Genomic DNA, 20167 nt, shown 5'->3' on the forward strand with positions numbered 1-20167 from the left:
CATGTCCACCTGGTCCATGCGGATACTGCGCAGTATTGGCCTGTTGCTGCTGCTGTTGAGCAGCCCTGGTTCAGCCGTCAGCGACGATAAAGCTATCACCGATGCCTCGCCCCCCCCGGCTAATGCCCGCCGGGTCCCCGCGTATGAACATATTCTCTTTTTCGATTCCCTGGCGCGTTTTCAGCCAAATGGCAGCATGGAGATGCGGGAAAATATCACCGTGCTGGCCCTGGGAAAGGAGATCCGTCGGGGGATTTTCCGCACGCTGCCTCTCAACTGGCACCGTCAGGACGGCAAAATTTTTAGCGTTGATTACGCCATCAAATCGGTCTCGCGCAATGGACTCCCGGAACCCTACAGCCTCGATCGCACGACAAAAACGCTGACCGTGCGCATTGGCAGCGCCGATCGCACCCTGAAGCCAGGTATTTATAACTATGAAATTCGCTATCAGGTTAGCCACCATTTCAGCCGCTTCACCGACTGGGATGAGCTTTACTGGAACGTGACAGGCAACGACTGGAGCTGGCCAATCGGGAAAGCCCGTTTCCAGCTTGCACTGCCTGACGCCGCCGGGCAGTTGAATGCGGATGGCAGAGATGCAAGGTTGCGCACCATTGATGTTTACACCGGTCGTCAGGGGGCGAAAGATCACCATGCGACCATCCTGCCTGATGGCAGCATACAAACGTCGCGCCCCCTTGCCGCCGGCGAAGGGCTGACCGTGGTCTATACCTGGCCCCGCGCCATTCTGGCAAATGCCGCCGCCCCCGAAGCGGTTTGGCCGTTGGTTCATTTACTGGTGCCGACGCTGGCCACCAGCGTTATCTGGCTTCCCCTGCTACTGCTTGTTGGCTACTACTGGCTGTGGTGGCGCAAAAACGTCACGGCGACGGGTTTAAAAATGCCGCCGGTGACGCCGCAATTTTCGCTGCCCGCCGCGATGTCGCCAGGCTATCTGCGCTTTATTACGCAACGTAAGTATGACGATGTGGCATTCAGTAGCGATTTACTGGGGCTGGTAGCCAAACGAGCCATCACATTGACGAGGAAAAAAAGCCAAACCAAAGGCGCATGGTCCTCATCCCCTGTTGATGAGCAGTGGCTTTCCCGCCAGCCAGACGAAAAGCATAAACCGCTGAATCCCATAGAGAAGCAGCTGATGAGCCTGCTTTTCAGCGCGAAACGTAAGAACATCAATCTCAGTACGCCCCATCAAACGTTGATGCAAAACGCGCGCCGGTGGCTGGAAAAATGTTGTGAAGAGCAGAAACCGCAGCTGTGCCGGACATGGGGTAAACCGCTGCGTCATTGTATTTATATTGCTCTGCTGGTTCCGATCGTTTGCGGCATCGGATTTAGCCCGGCGGCAGCGGCGCTCACCGTTCCCAGTCTGCTGTTTGTATCGGTCGGCGGTGTGATGACGTACTTGTGCCTGAAGTTTTTACGCAACCCGATGAAAACATTGCGTAGTTTGGGACCAGTTATGATCCTGATGGCGCTGGTATTTAGCCCTTTCGCCACCGTGGCGGGAGGCGTTTTCCTGCTCGGCATGTTACCCATCACCCAACTTCCTGCCGGGTACCTGGGCGCCTTGTTAACCGCCATCGCGCTGTGTGCGCTCGTCGCCTGGAAAACACCACGCTATACGCAGAAGGGGTTAAACGATCTGGCCGTCGCCAAAGGGTTGAAACTGTATATTAAAACGGCCGAAGAGAAGCGTTATCAGACACTTTATCCACCTGACCAGATGGTCGCGCACTTTGAAAGCCTGCTGCCGGTCGCTCTGGCGCTCGGCGTAGGAAAGACCCTGGCGAACACTTTTGCCCGATACTTAAGCAGCACCGGCGCGATGTCGGAAGTGTTACAGCAGACGGACTGGCAGGACATGCATCATTTCTACCAGAGCTGTCATTCCGCCGCAAGCGAGAAGCCGGTGCAGCGTTCAGAAGGTGGCTCTTCAGGGTCGGACTATAGCGGTTCCGGCTCTTCCGGTGGCGGATCGTCAGGCGGCGGTTCCGGTGGCGGCGGCGGCGGTGGCTGGTAAGAGAAGGCCGGATAGTATTTATCCGGCCAACACATCTGGGGCGTGAAAGGCGTCAAGACCCGAAATCCCCGGGAGCTTACATCAGTCAGTGACCGGGGTTGAGAACCGCAGACAACGCATTTACAGCGTGAAAGGCGCCCCACCCATTTAACCTAGCATTTCGCGTTGCAAAAAGGCGTCAAGACCCGAAATCCCCGGGAGCTTACATCAGTAAGTGACCGGGGTTGAGGGCCGCAGACAACGCATTTGCAGCGTGAAAGGCGCCGGTTAAATTATTTGGCGTCGGTCGCCGTACCATTCGCATGCCAGGTAAAGATACCGAATTCAAACCCTTTCAGGTCGCCTTTCTGATCCCACGACAGCGGGCCCATCACGGTGTCCACGGTCGCGCCTTTCAGGTATTTGGCGATTTCCGCCGGATCGTCAGACTGGTTCAGGCCCGCCTGCAGCGACTGCAGCGCCGCGTAGGTGGTCCAGACGAAGGCGCCGCTCGGATCCTGTTTCTTCGCCTTGATCGCATCCACGATCGGTTTGTTCGCCGGCACCTGGTCGTAGTTCTTCGGCTTGGTCACCAGCAGGCCTTCCGCCGACTCGCCGGCGATGTTAGACAGGGAGACGTTCGCTACCCCTTCCGGGCCCATAAACTGGGTTTTCAAACCGGCGGCACGGGCCTGACGCAGGATCTGGCCCATTTCCGGGTGATAACCGCCGTAGTAAACGAAATCGATATTCTCTTTCTTCAGGCGCGCCACCAGGGTGGAGAAATCTTTCTCACCGGCGGTGATGCCGTCGAAGAAGACCACGTTCGCCCCGCCTTTTTTCAGGCCATCCTGCACCGCACGGGCCAAACCTTCACCGTACTGCTGTTTGTCATGTACCACAGCGATACGCTGCGGCTTCACTTTGTCGAGAATGTATTTCGCTGCGGTGGGTCCCTGGTCGGAGTCCAGACCGGTGGTGCGCAGGATCAGCTTATAGCCGCGCGCAGTCAGCTCCGGGGCGGTCGCTGCCGGCGTGATCATCAGAATGCCTTCGTCTTCATAGATGTCAGACGCCGGCTGAGTGGAAGAGGAGCACAGGTGGCCGATGACGTATTTAATGCCGTCGTTGACCACTTTGTTGGCGACCGCTACCGCCTGTTTCGGGTCGCAAGCGTCATCATATTTGACGATCTGCAGCTTATTGCCCTTGATGCCGCCCTTGGCGTTGATATCTGCTACCGCCTGCTCAGCGCCGGTAAATTCCTGGTCGCCGTACTGGGCCACCGGGCCGGACATCGCCCCGACGACCGCGATTTTGATATCTTCGGCCAGCGCCGCGCTGCTCATAACTAAGGCAATACATCCTGCCAGTAACGCTTTACCCTTCATATTCATCCTGAGGCTCCCCATTATTATGGTTTTTGCATTTGTTGTGATGTTGTTTGTTAGCGCATTATTTTGTTTATATCGATAGGAAAAGCATATGATAGCTAATCCACCGGGGGCTGCTCGCGCTTTTGCAGCACACTATGCTAAACATACCGTCATTCTGAGGAATTTGAAACGACTAAATTGCGGGCTATGTAACCTAAATTGCGGGCTATGTAACAGATAAGTGACAAATAAAAAAACCGCGCCAGCATGAACCGGACGCGGTGCAAAACAGGGCCTGATTACCAGCCAGCGGGCAGGTAGCCTACCGCGGACGCTATCGCATAGACGGCGCTGCAAAGATACAACAACACAATGAAACATTGGATAAGCGGATGGGTCATCCAGGCCGGACAGGTCCAGCCAGGGGTCAGGTCGCCACGCTGGCGGGCGCCCTTCAGCATCAGGATCGGCATAATCGATAAAATAACGCCGCTGAACACCCCGGCAAAATAGAGCGCGTTGACGAAAGAAACCATGCCGCTATAGGCCAGCACGAACGGCGGGATCGCCACCACCAACAGCACCATCAGGCGACGGGCGGGCTGTTCGTCATTCCCCAGGCGGAACTGATCGAAAATGTTAGTCAGAAAGCTACCGCCCAGCCCCCAGTAAGAGGTCAGCATGGCGCACAGCGCAAACAGGTTGGCTGAGAAGAACGCCCATTCGCCAAGCGCCCGGCCCCAGGAGATGGTGGCCACATCCGAGATATTGTCCAGGCCATTAAGCGAGATAACCGACAGCGGCACCAGCACCAGCAGGGCAAAGGTCAAAGCCATACCGACCATAATGGCCCTGGGCAATTTTTCCGGTTTGTCGGCGAAGCCCCGCGCCATCTCCGGCACGATATACTGTGCCGAGAAGCAGAATGCCACAACGTTGAAGACCGGAACCATATACAGCCAGTTGCCGTCCAGCAGATAGCCGACGCGGGTGGTCTCTTTCAATAGCGTGGCAATCACCAGCACCGAGATCATCACAACCATGCCGATGCTGATAAATTTCTCGCCGCGGCCGATCGCCTTCAGGCCCAGGTAGAGCACCCCTGCCGCCGGGACGAAAAACAGCACGCTGCCCAGCGCCGGCGAGATGCCAAACAACGAGTGCAGCAGCTTGCCGCTGCCGGTCATATAAGCCGTCAATGCGCCGACGCTGTTGACGCAAACGGAGAGGAACATCATCAGCGCGCCAAAGCTGCCGACGTAGCGCTTCGATAAACCGCTGAGCTGCAGATGTTTCCGCGTGCGGAGCGTGGATTCCGCGACATAGAGCATGGTCACCGTCGTCAGGCTGCCCACCAGCACCAGCCAGAACAGCAGCGGTAAGAAGCCCGCTTTGCTCGACGCATAGGCGATAGAGAGGACACCCGCACCGATATTGGTACCGACAATCATCGATACGCCTTCGACGAAGCTCAGAGATTTTGTAGGGACAGCCGTACGTTCCCGGCCGGTGAGGACGGGAGAAAAGGTGGAGTTTTCAGACATAATACTTTCCGTTTTACTCCGACGGTTGTTACCGCCGGAAAAAAGGTGATATCAGGGTGATAAACCACTCACGCTGAGCATGAACAGCCGGCTGCGGCGTCCTGTTTCTGTTCGGCTTCCGTGCCGCCGCAGCCCGCCGGGGAGACGTTAGCTCTTCAGGATGCGCGCCAGAATATCCAGCGCTTTCGAGAATTGGGCGTCGGGGATAGTCAACGGATACAGGAAGCGGATCACGTTGCCGTAGACGCCACAGCTCAGCAGCAGCAGGCCATTTTCCTGCGCTTTCTGTTGCACCTGGCGGGTGAACTCCGGCGACGGCTCGCCAGTTTGCGGATCGTTAAATTCCACCGCCACCATCGACCCCCGGCCACGGACATCAACGATCGCCGGGCAGGTGGCGCGCGCCTGGTTGAGCACCTCCTGCAGATGGCTACCCAGCTGTTCAGCCCGCTGACACAGCTGCTCTTCGGCAATGACATCCAGCACCGCGTGCGCCGCGGCCACCGCCAGCGGGTTACCGGCATAGGTTCCGCCCAGCCCGCCAGGCGCTGGCGCATCCATCACCTCAGCGCGACCGACAACGCCCGACAGCGGGAAGCCGCCAGCGAGGCTTTTCGCCATCGTCATCAGATCCGGTTTCACCTCATAGTGCTGCATAGCGAACAGCTTGCCGGTGCGGGCGAAACCGGTCTGCACTTCATCAGCGATCAGCAGAATGCCGTGGGTATCGCACAGGTCGCGCAGCGCCTGCATAAAATCGGCCGGCGCGACGTTAAAGCCGCCTTCCCCCTGGATCGGCTCGAGGATGATGGCCGCTACCTGGTCCGGCGCAATATCTGCTTTGAAAATGCGCTCCAGGCTTTTCAGCGCATCCGCGGTGGTCACGCCGTGCGCCTCATTGGGATAAACGCCGTGATAGACCGATCCCGGGAACGGCCCGAAGCCGATTTTGTAAGGAGCAACCTTACCGGTGAGGGCCATGGTCATAAAAGTACGGCCGTGGAAGCCGCCGCCGAAAGTAATCAGCCCCGGGCGGCCGGTGTAAGCGCGGGCAATTTTCACCGCGTTCTCGACCGCTTCCGCGCCGGTAGTGAAGAAGGCCGTTTTTGCCGGCCCGTCAATTGGCGCCAGATCGTTGATACGCTCCGCCAGCGAAACATAGCTTTCGTACGGCACAATCTGATAGGCGGTGTGGGTGAACGCCTGCAGCTGGTCGGAGACTGCGGCGACCACTTTCGGATGACGGTGACCGGTATTTAACACGGCGATCCCGGCGGCGAAATCGATCACCTCATTGCCTTCGATATCCCACAGCGTGGCGTTTTCCGCCTTCTCGACAAAGTAGTTACACATTACGCCTACGCCGCGCGGCGTCGCCTGCTGGCGACGTTGATTCAGTTCTGAGCTTTTCACCTGCGAATCTCCTGTCGTGTATGTCACGTTATCGCAACAAATTAGAAACGATGTCGTTTATTTACACAGGAGTTGGCCCTATAATCGAGTACCAATTTAGAATATCTGAGGGATCCAATTGCGTTCGCTGGTGGGTGACCTGGTGCTGGTCCGTCTGCAGGAAGAGCGGGATCCTCTTCTGCACAAACGCTTATATAACGCGCTGCGCCGCGCGATCCTCGACGGTTCGCTGGCGCCACAAAGCCGCCTGCCGCCGTCGCGCGATCTGGCGGGTGAACTCGGCGTATCAAGAAACACCATATTAACAACTTATGAACAATTGCTGGCGGAAGGATATGTGGTTTCTCGTCGGGGAAGCGGAACATTCGTTGCCCAAACCGCACCTGAGAGCTCATTGACGGCTAAAGGTCAGCAAGAAAGCAGCAGTATCGCGGTGCCGACAGCACATCTTTCACGCCGTGGCCAGCACCTGCTCGGCCAGGTCAGCGCCAGCCCGCGCCAGTGGGGGGCGTTTATACCCGGCGTGCCGGACGTTAACGCCTTTCCCCACCCGCTGTTCAGTAAGATCCAGGCCCGTATCAGCCGTCGGCCCAAACCGGAGCGGCTCAGCTATAGCTGCAACGGTGGCACCCCGGAACTGCAGCAGGCGCTGGTGGATTATCTGCGCGTGTCGCGCGGCGTCCACTGTCAGGCAGATCAAATTCTTATCACCGAGGGGATCCACCAGGCGATCGATCTGGTCACCCGCATGCTGTGTGATAACGGCGATCTGGCGTGGGTGGAGGAGCCTTCCTATTGGGGGATCCGCCACGTGCTGGCGATGAACGACGTTCGGGTGGAACCCCTGACCGTCGATGCCAACGGCCTGTGCCCGCCGGAAACGGTTGACGACGCGCCGAGGCTCATCTTCGTTACGCCTTCCCACCAGTACCCGCTGGGCGCGGTGATGAGCCTTGAGCGCCGCCAGCGACTGCTGGCGCTCGCCCGTCAGCAGGGGAGCTGGATCGTCGAAGATGATTATGACAGCGAGTTTCGCTTTTCCGGTCAGCCGATCCCCGCCCTGCAGGGGCTGGTCCCCGATGCCCCGGTGGTCTATATCGGCACCTTCAGCAAGACGCTCTATCCCGGCCTGCGCCTGGGCTACGTGGTGATCCCCCGTCCGCTGGTCAGCGACCTGAAGCACGCCCATGCCGAGCTTTACCGCGGCGGCCATTCGTTGATCCAGATGGCGCTGGCGGAGTTTATTACCGCCGGCCACTATTCGGCCCATATCCGCCGTATGCGATTGCTCTACAGCCGTCGCCGCGCCTTTTTAACTGAGCTTATCCAGCGGCACTGTATGCCGTACGCCCTGTCTGACTTCAGCGATAATGCCGGGCTGCATTTGATCCTCAATTTGCCCGCAGAGGCTGACGATGTGGCGATCGCCAAAGAGGCTAATGCGCGCCACATTCTGGTGCGGCCACTGTCGCGTTACTACCTGACGACGGCGCGGAAGAAAGGATTACTGATGGGATTCGCCAGCCAGCCCGAAGAGCAGATGGCGCCGGCGTTCAGCGTCTTACTCGGCTGCCTGCAGACGCACTGCCCGCAGATGCTCCTGCCCAGGGAGGACGCAGAAAAACAAAACGCCCCAACCTGAGGCGGGGCGTTATCGGGGAGCCTGATATCAGGTATCAGGCAGGCGTGGCGTATCAGGCTTCGATAGCGGCACGCAGTTTTTTCATAGCGTTCTTTTCCAGCTGACGCACGCGCTCTGCGGAGACGCCGTAGCGGTCGGCCAGTTCCTGCAGCGTGGACTTGTTGTCTTCGTCCAGCCAGCGGGCGCGGATGATGTCCTGGCTACGCTCGTCCAGGCCCTGCATCGCGTCAGTCAGCTTATTCGCCGCCTGCTCTTCCCAGTTGTCGTCTTCGATGCCGTCGGCAAAGTTAGACGTTTTGTCCTGCAGATACAGGACCGGCGCCATCGGCTGGCTGTCGGACTCATCGTCGGAAGACATGTCGAAGGTCATGTCCTGGGCCGCCATGCGGGATTCCATCTCGCGGACGTCTTTGCTCGACACGCCCAGCTCACGGGCCACCATTTCCACTTCATCCTGGTTGAACCAACCCAGACGCTGTTTGGTTTTACGCAGGTTAAAGAACAGTTTACGCTGTGCTTTGGTGGTAGCGACCTTCACAATACGCCAGTTACGCAGCACGTATTCGTGAATTTCGGCTTTAATCCAGTGCACGGCGAAGGAGACCAGGCGCACACCCACTTCCGGGTTGAAGCGACGCACGGCTTTCATCAGGCCGATATTGCCTTCCTGGATCAGATCCGCCTGCGGCAGGCCATAGCCCGAGTAGTTACGAGCAATGTGAACAACAAAGCGCAGGTGAGACAGAATCAGCTTTTTCGCTGCTTCCAGATCGCCCTGGTAATGCAGCTTTTCAGCAAGCTCCCGCTCTTCATCAGCCGACAGCATCGGCCAAGTGTTAGCGGCCCGGATGTACGATTCCAGGTTACCAACGGGGGCTAAAGCTAAAGTTTGCATTTCTTTGGTCATTCAAATCCTCTCAATTGATATCTTCTGACGCGTTCTTGTCCCCATCAGGCAACAAGCATGCCAGCATTCATGAGCAACGAGAATATCACTCACATTAGTATCAGACAGTGATTTTATCCACAAGTTCCATGCAACGGTGTGAATAAATTACGCACAAAATGTGACACCACGATGAACAAGTGAGGGCAGGAAAAGGAGAACAAGCTTGCGGTATCTTTCCCTGCGAACAGGAACTCATTGCAGCAGGGAAAGATTATATCACGCTTTTTTTAATCGGGAGTAAAGTGACGTAAATGTTGCACTGTCGCCAGCCAGGCGGCGACCCAACCGATCATCGAGCAGACAATCAGCATCAACAGGCACTCGTCGAAGCCCAGGCCGCTCAGCTCAAACTGGGTACCGAACACTTTCGCCACTTCGGTCACCGCCGACGAGAGGCGCATCACCAGAATCTCCGACAGGATCAGCGATAAAAACGCGCCGGAGAAGCCCAGCATCGCCCCACCATAGAGGAACGGACGCAGGATAAAGCCGTCGGTGGCGCCGATTAGCTTCTGCACGTTAATGGTATCGCGGCGGGCGAAGATGCTCAGACGCACGCTGTTGCCGATCACCAGGAACACCGCCGCCACCATCAGCACGCCGATCATCGCCGACACGCGGCCCACCAGCCCGGTAAGCGAGGAGAGACGGGCAAACCAGCTGTCGTCCATCCTCACCTCATCCACCCCCTGGATCCGCGAAACCCGTTCGCGCAGGGTATTCAGCGCTTCCGTACTCTGGAAATCCAGCTTCGGCACTACGATGGCGACCGCCGGCAGCGGGTTCTCTTCCAGCATATCCAGTGCGCCGCCAAAGCCTGACCAGTTACGGAATTCACCCAGCGCCTCGTCACGGGACAAATAGTTTACCTTGTCAACGCCCTGCTCCGCCTGCAGTTGGCCCACCACCCGCGCCGCGGCGTCGTCATCCAGCGTTTTTTCCAGATAAACGGTGATCTGCGGCGATGGATAGTACTGTGACGCCGCGCTGCTGACGTTTTTGTAGACCATGTAGCAGACGCTTGGCAGGGTCAACGAAATGGCGATGACCATCACCGTCAGGAAGGTCGCCAGCGGCGTGCTTTTTAGATCCTGCAACGCGCCGTGCCAGGCATAGCGCACCTGTTCGTTGAACACGTTACTCTTACGCGAGGCCGGGTTAGGCGCCGCTTTCGGCCGTTTTGGCGCATTGCGCCCGCCGCCACTGCCGCCCGCCGCGTTGCGCAGGCGATCGAACTTACTGCCGAACTGGCGAATCTGGTTCATTGCGTCGCGCTTATTCACCCCGAATGCCTCCATGCAGATGGCCGTCGCTGAGCGACAGCACGCGGTACGGACGACTGGAGATAAGTCCCAGATCGTGTGTCGCCATCAGTACCGTCACCCCAACGCGGTTAAACTCTTCAAACAGACGTAAAATCCCCTCCGAGAGCGCCTCGTCGAGGTTACCGGTCGGTTCATCCGCCAGCAGCACCGCCGGCTTGTTGACCACCGCGCGGGCAATACCCACGCGCTGCTGCTCACCGCCGGAGAGCTGAATCGGAAAGTTCTTCGCTTTGTCCAGCAGGCCGACCTTGTCCAGCGCCGCCGAGACGCGACGACGAATGTCATCGCCGCTGGCACCGGCGATAATCAGCGGGATCGCCACGTTGTCATACACGGTTCGATCCATCAGCAAATGGTGGTCCTGGAAAATCATGCCGATCTGGCGGCGCAGGAACGGCACCTCACGGCTCTTCAGACGGCTGATTTCATGACCGCTGAAGAAGATTTTCCCGGCGCTGGGCCGTTCGATACCACAGATAAGCTTCAGCAGGGTACTCTTCCCTGCGCCGGAATGGCCGGTCAGAAACGCCATCTCGCCCGGCTGCAGGTGGAAGGTCACCCCCTGCAGCGCTTGTCTCCCACCGAGATAGGCTTTGCTGACTTGTTCAAAGCGAATCATTCTTAATCCTCTCGGGCAAAAAGTGCCTCAATAAAGTCGCCCGCATTAAACGGACGCAGATCCTCAATACGCTCGCCGACGCCAATATAGCGAATCGGAATGCCGAACTGATCGGCTACCGAGAAGATCACGCCGCCTTTGGCGGTGCCGTCCAGCTTGGTCAGGGTGATCCCGGTCAATCCTACCGCTTCATGGAACAGTTTGGCCTGGCTAATGGCATTCTGCCCGGTGCTGGCGTCAATAGTTAACATCACCTCATGCGGCGCGTCGACGTCCAGTTTTTTCATCACCCGGACAATCTTCTTCAGCTCTTCCATCAGGTGCGATTTATTCTGCAGACGCCCGGCGGTGTCGGCAATCAGTACGTCAACATGGCGCGCCTTCGCCGCCTGAATGGCGTCGAAAATCACCGAGGCGGAGTCCGCGCCGGTATGCTGGGCGATCACCGGGATATTGTTACGCTGACCCCAGACCTGCAACTGTTCCACCGCCGCCGCGCGGAAGGTATCCCCCGCCGCCAGCATCACCGATTTACCCTGCTGCTCAAACTGACGCGCCAGCTTGCCGATGGTGGTGGTTTTCCCCACCCCGTTTACGCCGACCATCAGAATAACAAACGGCGTTTTGCCTTCAACGTTCAGCGGCTCATCCACTTTGGCGAGAATCTCGCCCATCTCTTCTTTCAGCAGGCCGTACAGCGCTTCCGCATCGCGCAGTTGCTTACGGCTGGCACCTTCTGTCAGGTTGGTAATGATCTTGCGGGTCGTTTCCACCCCGACGTCGGCGATCAGCAGTTGCTCTTCCAGCTCTTCAAACAGATCATCGTCGATCTTCTTACCGCGGAACAGGCTGATAAATCCGGAACCGAGGTTCTCTTTGGTTTTCAGCAGGCTACGCTTGAGGCGGGCGAAAAAGCCTTCTTTCGTCGGCTTTTCCTGCTCCTGGGCCAGCGCTTCCACCGGCGCCTCGTCCTCGGGCTCCGGCACCACGACCGCCGCCTCTTCTGCCGCCTCGGCCGCCAGCGCCAGTGCTTCCAGCTCTTCATCGCTTAACGGGGCGTCCTCTTCAGGGACATCCGTCTCCTGCGGCTCGGCGATAACGTCTGCCACAGGCTGCTCTGCTACGGCTTCCGCCACCACCGCTTCGGCGATCACCTCTTCCGCCAGCGGCTCAACCACCGCAGGCTGTTCAAGCGGTTCGCTGACCGCGGGCTCCGGTTCAACAACAGGCGCGTCTTCGGCCAGAGCAGGCGTTTCCACCCCCTCTTCTTCCTGCACGCTGGCAGGCTCCGCGAGGTGCGCTTTTTCGCTTTCGACTACCGTCTCGGTCACTTCGACGACGTCTTCGGCAAACGCTTCCGGGTCTGCTTTCGGCGCGCTCGGCTCAGCAGGGGTTTCCGCTACCGGCGTCTCATCGGCAACCGCTTGTTGTTCTTCTACTTTTTGTTCAGTCTCGGTTTCCTGTGCCTGTTCTTTCTGTCCAAAGCCCAGCCAGGAAAAGAAGCCACGTTTTTTCTCTTTTGCCATTTGCGACCACACTCCTCGCTGTTTTATTCATGGCGCAGCTTCATCAGAAGCTGAAAAAATGATGAAATTAGTCGGATAGTCTATCACTTAACTTAACTCGCAGCACCGCCCCCGGATTAAGGTTTCGTCAACCGCCGTCGATCGCTAGAATAGCAGGCCGGAAGTTGAGACTTGAGCAGAGAGATGAAAAAACCAAACCACGCGGGCAGCGGCCAGATCCGCATTATCGGTGGGCAATGGCGCGGCCGTAAATTACCGGTGCCGGAGAGCCCGGGCCTGCGGCCGACCACCGACCGGGTTCGCGAAACCCTTTTTAACTGGCTGGCGCCGTCCATCGTTGACGCGCACTGCCTCGACTGCTTTGCCGGCAGCGGCGCGCTGGGGCTGGAGGCGCTGTCCCGCTATGCGGCCAGCACCACGCTACTGGAGATGGAGCGCGGCGTAGCCCAGCAGTTGCAAAAAAATCTCGCCACCCTGAAAGCGGATCGCGGCAAGGTGATCACCACCAACACCCTCAGCTTCCTGAGCCAGCCGGGGACACCGCACCAGATTGTGTTCGTCGACCCGCCGTTCCGTCAGGGGCTGCTGGAGGAGACGCTACGTCTGCTGGAGACACAAGGCTGGCTGGCCGATGAGGCCCTGGTGTATGTCGAAAGCGAAGTCGAAAACGGCTTACCGCCGGTGCCAGCTAACTGGCAGCTGTATCGTGAAAAAGTGGCCGGACAGGTCGCCTACCGTCTTTACCAACGTGAGGCCCAAGGAGAGCACCATGCTGATTAATTTAGGCCGCCTGCTGATGCTGTGCGTCTGGGCCTTTCTGTTATTGAATCTGTTTCAGCCCTTCCCGAAGCCGCTGAATATCTTCGTCAACGTCGCGCTGATTTTCATGATCCTGATGCACGGGCTGCAGTTGACGCTGCTGAAGGCGACGCAGCCGAAAGAGGCGCCGCCGCTGAGCCGCTTTGAGCAAATTCGCATTTTTATCTTCGGCGTGTTTGAGCTCGTCGCCTGGCAGAAAAAACTGAAGGCGACGCTGAAAAAGTAGTCCTGAAAAGGGCTCAGTGATCGGGCGTAAACGCCACGAACGCTGTGCCCTTATAACTCAACATCCCGCGATCGCCCACGCTCAGCGCATGATATTGCGGCGCTTCAAGGCGAAACACCACCTCCAGCCCACCGTTTTCGGGGCGAAAGCTCGCTTCATAGCGCATCTCACTGCCTGCAGGCGTCACCGTCTGCTGCCGCGAGCGCCGATCGTTAATCACTTTTTCCCGTTTATTGCTGACGATAACCCGCTTTTGCAGCAACGGCGCGGCGTCATTCGCCTGTTTCTCACGACGCTGCTGTACATAGCGAAACGAAGCCGCCACCACAATCACCGCGACAACCAAAACAAAAAAGAGGGGCATTTTACTCATTAAGGTTACCCATAAAAAATATCAGGAATCAGCATACTGCGTCGGGAATAACATTGTCATCTGCTACGCCAAACCACTACACTGAGTTGTAGCATCACGCATCCGTAACTTTCTTTATGATAACAGATACAGGGACTTACTATGCTTTGGTCATTTATTGCTGTCTGTTTCTCCGCATGGCTTTATGTCGATGCATCTTATCGTGGGCCGGCCTGGCGACGCTGGGTATTTAAACCAGTCACCCTGATTCTGTTGCTGTTACTGGCCTGGCAGGCGCCGATGTTCAATGCCATCAGCTATCTGGTGCTGGCTGGCCTGTGCGCCTCGCTGCTCGGCGACGCCCTGACCCTGCTGCCGCGCCAGCGGGTGATGTACGCGGTGGGCGCTTTCTTCCTGTCACATCTGCTGTATACCATCTGGTTCGCCAGCCAGCTGACGCTGTCGTTCTTCTGGCCCCTGCCGCTGGTGCTGCTGGTATTCGGCGCCCTGCTAATGGCGGTGATCTGGAGTCGGCTGGAAGAGATGAAAATGCCGGTGCTGACCTTTATTGGAATGACGCTGGTGATGGTCTGGCTGGCCGGTGAGCTGTGGTTTGCCCGCCCCACCAACACCGCGCTGTCCGGTTTCGCTGGCGCGGCCCTGCTGCTGCTGAGCAATGCCGTATGGCTGGTGAGCCACTATCGTCGCCGCTTCCGCGCCGATAACGCCATTGCCGCCGCGTTCTACTTTGCCGGCCACTTCCTGATCGTGCGCGCGTTATACCTGTAATTTAGTCCTTGACTCTGGAGTCGACTCCAGAGTGTATCCTACGGCTAATGAGAAAATTATCATTTCCCGGAGGGTGCCATGTCGACTCCAGACGCGCAGGATAAAAAAGTCCCACAATTCTCGTCATTCACCATGCGGCCAGCGACCGCGCCGGCGGAGAGCTGCTGTACAGATCACGCCTGCGCCACAGAATCCGCCCCTGCCGCCGAAGCGCTCGACGACGCCCGCTATAGCTGGCAGGTTGATGGCATGGACTGCGCCGCCTGCGCCCGCAAGGTGGAAACCGCGGTTCGCCAGGTACCCGGCGTCAGTCAGGTCCAGGTGCTGTTCGCCACAGAAAAGTTGCTGGTTAACGCCGAGGGCGATATCCGCGCTCAGGTTGAGAACGCGGTCCGCCAGGCGGGCTATACGCTGCGCGATGCCGATGCTCCCGCAGCAGAGAAAACCCGAGGGTCGCTGCTGCGCGACAATCTGCCGTTACTGACGCTGTTTATCATGATGGCCCTGAGCTGGGGGCTGGAGCAGGCCAACCACCCTGCCGGTCAGTTGGCCTTTATTGCCACCACCCTGGTTGGCCTGTGGCCGGTTGCTCGCCAGGCGCTGCGCCTGATCAAGAGCGGGAGCTGGTTTGCCATTGAAACGCTGATGAGCGTCGCCGCCATCGGGGCGCTGTTTATCGGCGCCACTGCGGAAGCGGCGATGGTCCTGCTGCTGTTCCTGATCGGCGAGCGTCTCGAAGGCTGGGCCGCCAGCCGCGCACGGCAGGGGGTGAGCGCGCTGATGGCGCTGAAGCCCGACACCGCCATCCGTCTGCGCAACGGTGTGCGGGAAACCGTCGCCCAGCGCGACCTGCGTCCCGGAGATGTGATTGAAGTGGCCGCCGGCGGGCGTCTGCCGGCGGATGGCCAGCTGCTGTCGCCGTTTGCCAGCTTTGATGAAAGCGCCCTGACCGGCGAGTCGGTGCCGGTGGAGCGTCAGGCCGGGGAACGGGTAGCGGCGGGCGCCACCAGCGTCGATCGCCTGGTGCAGCTTACCGTGATATCCGAACCGGGCGACAGCGCCATCGACCGCATCCTGAAGCTGATTGAAGAGGCAGAGGAGCGTCGGGCGCCGATCGAGCGCTTCATCGACCGCTTCAGCCGGATCTACACCCCGGCCATTATGGTCGTAGCCTTGTTGGTCGCCATTGTCCCGCCGCTGTTCTTTGCCAGCGCCTGGCTGCCGTGGATTTATAAAGGACTGACGCTGCTGCTGATCGGCTGTCCGTGCGCGCTGGTCATCTCCACACCGGCGGCCATCACCTCCGGCCTGGCGGTCGCCGCCCGACGCGGAGCGCTAATCAAAGGCGGTGCGGCGCTGGAACAGCTGGGCCAGGTGCGGCAGGTGGCGTTCGATAAAACCGGCACCCTGACCGTCGGCCAGCCGCAGGTGACTTCGGTTATCGCCACAGCTGAGGTTGACGCCAACGCGCTGCTGGCGCTGGCGGCGGCGGTGGAGCAAGGCTCCAGCCACCCACTGGCGCAGGCCATCGTCCGTGAAGCACAGCGGCGTCAGCTGAGTATTCCGCTTGCCAGCGGCCAGCGGGCGCTGGCGGGCTCCGGTATCGAAGCCGAGGTGAACGGCAGCCACATCTTGATCTGCGCCGCCAGCAAAGCCTCCCCGGCAGAGCATGAGGCACAGATCCAGCAGCTGGAGAGCGCCGGGCAAACGGTGGTGCTGGTGATGCGCGGCGAGACGCTGCTCGGCATCCTGGCGCTGCGCGACACCCTGCGCGATGACGCGCGTCAGGCGGTGGATGCCTTACACCAGTTGGGGGTGCAGGGGGTGATCCTCACCGGAGATAACCCGCGCGCCGCGGCGGCCATCGCCAGCGAACTGGGGCTGGAATTCCGCGCAGGTCTGCTGCCGGAGGACAAAGTGAAAGCCGTCATGACGCTGAATGCCGATGCGCCGCTGGCGATGGTTGGGGACGGCATCAACGATGCTCCGGCGATGAAAGCGGCCACCATCGGCATCGCCATGGGCAGCGGCACCGACGTGGCACTGGAAACCGCCGACGCCGCGCTGACCCATAATCGTCTGACCGGCCTGGCGCAGATGATTTCCCTGGCGCGCGCCACCCATGCCAATATTCGCCAGAACATCGCGATTGCCTTAGGGCTGAAGGGGATTTTCCTCGTCACCACCTTGCTCGGCCTGACTGGCCTGTGGCTGGCGGTGCTGGCGGATACCGGCGCCACCGTGCTGGTAACGGCTAACGCGCTGCGGTTATTGCGTAAGAAGTTGTAGCATAGATACCGACTTCCCTGCTCGCGCTACGCTTAGCAGGGCTACAGTTCCAGACCGTCGGGTAGCCCGGATAAGACGCAACGCGCCGCCATCCGGGATATTCCCTGCTCGCGCTACGCTTAGCAGGGCTACGGTTCCGGACCGTCGGGTAGCCCGGATAAGACGCAACGCGCCGCCATCCGGGGTATTCCCTGCTCGCGCTGCGCTTAGCAGGGCTACGATTCCGGACCGTCGGGTAGCCCGGATAAGGCGCTACGCGCCGCCATCCGGGAAAAACTCAGTGGCTTTTGCGGATCAGATAGCGGTACGGCAGGGCTTCGGTTTCCTGGGCCACCAGCTCATGCTCCATAAAGCGGCAGAATCCCGGGATATCGCGGGTGGTGGCCGGATCGTCAGCAATAATCAGCAGTGTCTCGCCGACCGGCATCGTCCGCACGGTTTTACGCACCATCATGACCGGCTCCGGGCAGCGGAGCCCCAGGGCATCCAGGGTGTGGTCAGGAGTGGAGAAAAGTTCGCTCATTTTAGTCTCACGTCAACAAAACGGCCCTAGTTTACCCCCAGTTCGCCAGTACGCAAGCCAGGTTAACGTTTGCGCGAAAAACAACCATTGCATTACGCCGGTAACGCAGTATCATGCAGCCGTTTTTTATTGGGTTCCCTCACCCCAACGTTTCGCTGCCGATTGCTCCTTAACCTGAAGCATGACGGGCATAAAAAGGTCACAATATGAATCCCTTTACTACCGTACAGCGCAAAAAAGCGCTCGTCTGGCTTTCGCTATTTCATCTGCTGGTGATCACCTCCAGCAACTATCTGGTTCAGCTGCCGATCTCCATTTTTGGTTTCCATACCACCTGGGGCGCGTTTAGTTTTCCGTTTATCTTCCTCGCCACCGATCTGACGGTACGCATTTTTGGCGCACCGCTGGCGCGACGCATCATTTTCGCGGTGATGGTCCCGGCGCTGGTCATTTCGTACGGTGTCTCCGCCCTGTTTTACATGGGCGAGTGGCAGGGCTTTGCCGCGCTGGGCACTTTTAATCTCTTCGTCGCGCGTATCGCCATCGCCAGCTTTATGGCCTATGCGCTGGGGCAGATCCTCGACGTCCACGTCTTTAACCGCCTGCGGCAGAGCCGCCACTGGTGGCTGGCCCCCACCGCCTCAACGCTATTCGGCAACATTAGCGATACCGTCGCATTCTTCTTTATCGCTTTCTGGCGCAGCCCGGACCCATTTATGGCCGCCCACTGGGGGGAAATCGCCCTCGTCGACTACAGCTTTAAAGTGCTTATCAGCATCATTTTCTTCCTGCCGATGTATGGCGTGTTGTTAAATATGCTGTTGAAAAGACTGGCGGATAAATCTGATTTGTCGGCATTGCAGCCGAGTTAAAGGTACTCGCGGGCTGATGTGTTAAGATAGCCGGATGAGCCATTAGTGGCCGTTTATCGAAAGGAAGATGTCAATGCGCAATTTGGTTAAATATGTCGGTATTGGCCTGCTGGTGATGGGGCTTGCCGCCTGCGATAACAGCGATTCAAAAGCGCCAACCGTTGGCGCAGCAGCGGAGAGCAATGCCAGCGGCCAGGCAATCAGCCTGCTGGATGGCAAGCTGAGCTTCACCCTGCCTGCGGGCATGGCCGACCAGAGCGGCAAACTGGGTACCCAGGCGAACAACATGCACGTCTACTCTGACGCTACCGGCCAGAAAGCGGTCATCGTCATCGTCGGCGACAGCACCAATGAAGATCTGGCGGTGCTGGCGAAACGTCTGGAAGATCAGCAGCGTAGCCGCGACCCGCAGCTGCAGGTGGTGAGCAATAAATCGCTGGAGATCAAAGACCATACCCTGCAGCAGCTGGACAGCATCATCTCCGCCAAGGGGCAGACCGCGTGGTCTTCCGTACTGCTTGGCAAAGTGGATGACAAACTGCTGACCCTGCAGGTGACCCTGCCGGCGGACAACCAGCAGCAGGCACAGACCGAAGCAGAAAGCATCATCAATACCCTCACCATTCAGTAATTACTGACCTGGTGCGATGGCCTCCGGTTCGCTAACCGGGGGCCGTTTTTTTAGCCGCCAGCCCAACAGCAGCGCCGCCATCACCAGCCCCGCCGCGGCGAGATAAATCATCGAGATCCCGGTCCACGCCATCAGCAATCCGGCCAGCGGCCCGGTGACGCCCAACGACAAATCCATAAACACAGTATAGGTCGCCAGTGCCGACCCCTGATTGTGCTGCGGCACCGCTTTGACCGCCACCACCCCCAGCGCCGGGAAGACCAGCGAGAACCCCGCCCCGGTAAGGAAGGTACCGATTTTCGCCAACAGCGGCGTATCGGCAATGCCAACCAGCAGCAGTCCGATAATCTCCACGCTAAAGCAGAGCATCGCCACGTTCAGTCCACCGAGGCGATGAATGCCGTTAGGAAACAGCAGCCGCGTGCCAACGAACGCGCAGCTGAATAACGTCAGAGCGAAAGCCGCTCCGTCCCAGCCTTTGGCGTCATAAAACAGCGTGATAAAGGTGGCGATCACCCCGAAGCCGGCGGAGGCCAGCGCCAGCGCCATGCCGTAGGGCCAGACCCGGCCAAGCACCGCGCGAAACGACATCGCTTTACCTTTGGCTGCCTTCACCGCCGCGCGGGGCAGCGCACAGAGGATCGCCACCAGCGCCACCGCCATAATGACCACCGCCAGGCCGCTGAGGCCAATATGCGAATAGCACAGCACGCCGAGCGGCGCGCCCATCGCCATCGCCCCGTAGGTCACAATCCCGTTCCACGAAATCACCCGCCCGATATGCAGCGAACCGACCACGCCGACGCCCCACAGCGTCGACCCGGTGCCGGCAAAGCTCTGACCGATTCCAAGGATCACCCGCCCGAGGCATAACAGCAGCAGGCTAATCAGTGGCCAACCGCTGCTGCAGGCCGCCAGCAGATAGCTCAGACCGCTCAAAAAACAGCCGCAGAGACCGAAGACAACAATCTTTTTGGGCCCCAGCAGGTCGGCGTAGCGCCCGGCGTGCGGGCGGCTGAGCAGCGTGGCGAAATATTGCAGACTAATCACCAGCCCGGCCCAGAAAGCGCTAAAGCCCATGACATCATGAACATAGCCGGGCAGCACCGCCAGCGGCAGGCCGATGGTGAGATAGCTGGCAAAGTTAAAGATTACGACAGAGACAATCCGCAGATTGAGGCGCAGTCCATTGAGCGCCGGTTCGGCGACGGGTTCGGGCATCAGGTTCCACCAGATTTCGACAACC

18 protein-coding genes are annotated in these 20167 nt (G+C 58.9%); 8 read left to right on the forward strand and 10 right to left on the reverse strand.

Annotated features, from left to right (window positions below):
* Position 1 precedes the first annotated feature (1 nt).
* The gene (locus CWM58_RS10910) at positions 2 to 2047 is read left to right on the forward strand and encodes a DUF2207 domain-containing protein (RefSeq protein ID WP_100680907.1); all 2046 of its coding nucleotides are present in this window, start codon (positions 2 to 4) and stop codon (positions 2045 to 2047) included.
* Positions 2048 to 2319: 272 nt separating this feature from the next.
* Here CWM58_RS10910 and livJ read toward each other — a convergent pair whose 3' ends face one another.
* The 3 genes from livJ to CWM58_RS10925 form a co-directional block, all read right to left on the reverse strand.
* Positions 2320 to 3423: a branched chain amino acid ABC transporter substrate-binding protein LivJ gene (gene livJ, locus CWM58_RS10915; RefSeq protein ID WP_074387034.1), complete on the reverse strand. Its 1104-nt coding sequence runs from the start codon at positions 3421 to 3423 to the stop codon at positions 2320 to 2322.
* A 278-nt stretch (positions 3424 to 3701) separates the two neighbouring features.
* Positions 3702 to 4946 (reverse strand): aromatic amino acid transport family protein, encoded by a 1245-nt coding sequence (locus CWM58_RS10920; RefSeq protein ID WP_100680908.1) that lies wholly within the window; start codon positions 4944 to 4946, stop codon positions 3702 to 3704.
* A gap of 147 nt (positions 4947 to 5093) precedes the next feature.
* Positions 5094 to 6359, reverse strand: a complete 1266-nt coding sequence (locus CWM58_RS10925) for a 4-aminobutyrate--2-oxoglutarate transaminase (RefSeq protein ID WP_100680909.1) — start codon at positions 6357 to 6359, stop codon at positions 5094 to 5096.
* A gap of 118 nt (positions 6360 to 6477) precedes the next feature.
* Between CWM58_RS10925 and CWM58_RS10930 the strand changes: the two genes are divergently transcribed.
* Positions 6478 to 8001, forward strand: a complete 1524-nt coding sequence (locus tag CWM58_RS10930; RefSeq protein ID WP_100680910.1) for a PLP-dependent aminotransferase family protein — start codon at positions 6478 to 6480, stop codon at positions 7999 to 8001.
* Positions 8002 to 8053: 52 nt separating this feature from the next.
* Here CWM58_RS10930 and rpoH read toward each other — a convergent pair whose 3' ends face one another.
* The 4 genes from rpoH to ftsY all read right to left on the reverse strand — a co-directional run bounded on the left by rpoH (position 8054) and on the right by ftsY (position 12420).
* Complete coding sequence (gene rpoH / locus CWM58_RS10935; RefSeq protein ID WP_002920815.1) at positions 8054 to 8908, reverse strand: RNA polymerase sigma factor RpoH; 855 nt, start codon at positions 8906 to 8908, stop codon at positions 8054 to 8056.
* Between the two features lie 269 nt (positions 8909 to 9177).
* Positions 9178 to 10233: a permease-like cell division protein FtsX gene (ftsX, locus tag CWM58_RS10940; RefSeq protein WP_008806965.1), complete on the reverse strand. Its 1056-nt coding sequence runs from the start codon at positions 10231 to 10233 to the stop codon at positions 9178 to 9180.
* Positions 10226 to 10894, reverse strand: a complete 669-nt coding sequence (gene ftsE, locus CWM58_RS10945) for a cell division ATP-binding protein FtsE (protein ID WP_008806964.1) — start codon at positions 10892 to 10894, stop codon at positions 10226 to 10228. Before ftsE ends, ftsX begins: the two co-directional genes overlap by 8 nt.
* A gap of 2 nt (positions 10895 to 10896) precedes the next feature.
* Positions 10897 to 12420 carry a signal recognition particle-docking protein FtsY gene (gene ftsY, locus CWM58_RS10950; RefSeq protein WP_100680911.1) on the reverse strand — a complete coding sequence of 508 codons (1524 nt, stop codon included), beginning with the start codon at positions 12418 to 12420 and terminating at the stop codon, positions 10897 to 10899.
* Positions 12421 to 12603: 183 nt separating this feature from the next.
* Here ftsY and rsmD point away from each other — a divergent pair, with 183 nt between their 5' ends.
* Together rsmD and CWM58_RS10960 are read left to right on the forward strand one after the other, a co-directional pair.
* Positions 12604 to 13200, forward strand: a complete 597-nt coding sequence (gene rsmD, locus CWM58_RS10955) for a 16S rRNA (guanine(966)-N(2))-methyltransferase (RefSeq protein WP_002920820.1) — start codon at positions 12604 to 12606, stop codon at positions 13198 to 13200.
* Positions 13190 to 13465 (forward strand): DUF1145 family protein, encoded by a 276-nt coding sequence (locus tag CWM58_RS10960; protein WP_002920822.1) that lies wholly within the window; start codon positions 13190 to 13192, stop codon positions 13463 to 13465. The genes rsmD and CWM58_RS10960 overlap by 11 nt, the downstream gene beginning before the upstream one ends.
* A 13-nt stretch (positions 13466 to 13478) precedes the next feature.
* Here CWM58_RS10960 and CWM58_RS10965 read toward each other — a convergent pair whose 3' ends face one another.
* Complete coding sequence (locus CWM58_RS10965) at positions 13479 to 13829, reverse strand: DUF2500 domain-containing protein (protein ID WP_165784227.1); 351 nt, start codon at positions 13827 to 13829, stop codon at positions 13479 to 13481.
* Between the two features lie 150 nt (positions 13830 to 13979).
* Between CWM58_RS10965 and CWM58_RS10970 the strand changes: the two genes are divergently transcribed.
* Together CWM58_RS10970 and zntA are read left to right on the forward strand one after the other, a co-directional pair.
* Positions 13980 to 14606, forward strand: coding sequence for a lysoplasmalogenase (locus CWM58_RS10970; RefSeq protein WP_004173987.1), 627 nt, complete (start codon positions 13980 to 13982; stop codon positions 14604 to 14606).
* A gap of 78 nt (positions 14607 to 14684) precedes the next feature.
* On the forward strand, positions 14685 to 16895 hold the full coding sequence (gene zntA / locus CWM58_RS10975) for a Zn(II)/Cd(II)/Pb(II) translocating P-type ATPase ZntA (protein ID WP_100680912.1): 2211 nt from the start codon (positions 14685 to 14687) through the stop codon (positions 16893 to 16895).
* A 277-nt stretch (positions 16896 to 17172) separates the two neighbouring features.
* Here the strand turns inward: zntA and tusA are convergent, their stop codons facing one another.
* Positions 17173 to 17418: a sulfurtransferase TusA gene (gene tusA / locus CWM58_RS10985; protein ID WP_002920858.1), complete on the reverse strand. Its 246-nt coding sequence runs from the start codon at positions 17416 to 17418 to the stop codon at positions 17173 to 17175.
* Positions 17419 to 17624: 206 nt separating this feature from the next.
* Here tusA and CWM58_RS10990 point away from each other — a divergent pair, with 206 nt between their 5' ends.
* Both CWM58_RS10990 and CWM58_RS10995 read left to right on the forward strand, forming a co-directional pair.
* Positions 17625 to 18290: a 7-cyano-7-deazaguanine/7-aminomethyl-7-deazaguanine transporter gene (locus CWM58_RS10990; RefSeq protein ID WP_025710747.1), complete on the forward strand. Its 666-nt coding sequence runs from the start codon at positions 17625 to 17627 to the stop codon at positions 18288 to 18290.
* Positions 18291 to 18363: 73 nt separating this feature from the next.
* Positions 18364 to 18921, forward strand: coding sequence for a DcrB family lipoprotein (locus CWM58_RS10995; protein ID WP_100680914.1), 558 nt, complete (start codon positions 18364 to 18366; stop codon positions 18919 to 18921).
* On the opposite strand, the gene CWM58_RS11000 is transcribed toward CWM58_RS10995, so the two are convergent.
* Positions 18922 to 20142: an MFS transporter gene (locus tag CWM58_RS11000; RefSeq protein ID WP_100631019.1), complete on the reverse strand. Its 1221-nt coding sequence runs from the start codon at positions 20140 to 20142 to the stop codon at positions 18922 to 18924.
* Positions 20143 to 20167 lie beyond the last annotated feature (25 nt).

The organism is Klebsiella sp. H-Nf2 (assembly GCF_002806645.1).
Lineage (GTDB): Bacteria > Pseudomonadota > Gammaproteobacteria > Enterobacterales > Enterobacteriaceae > Klebsiella > Klebsiella variicola.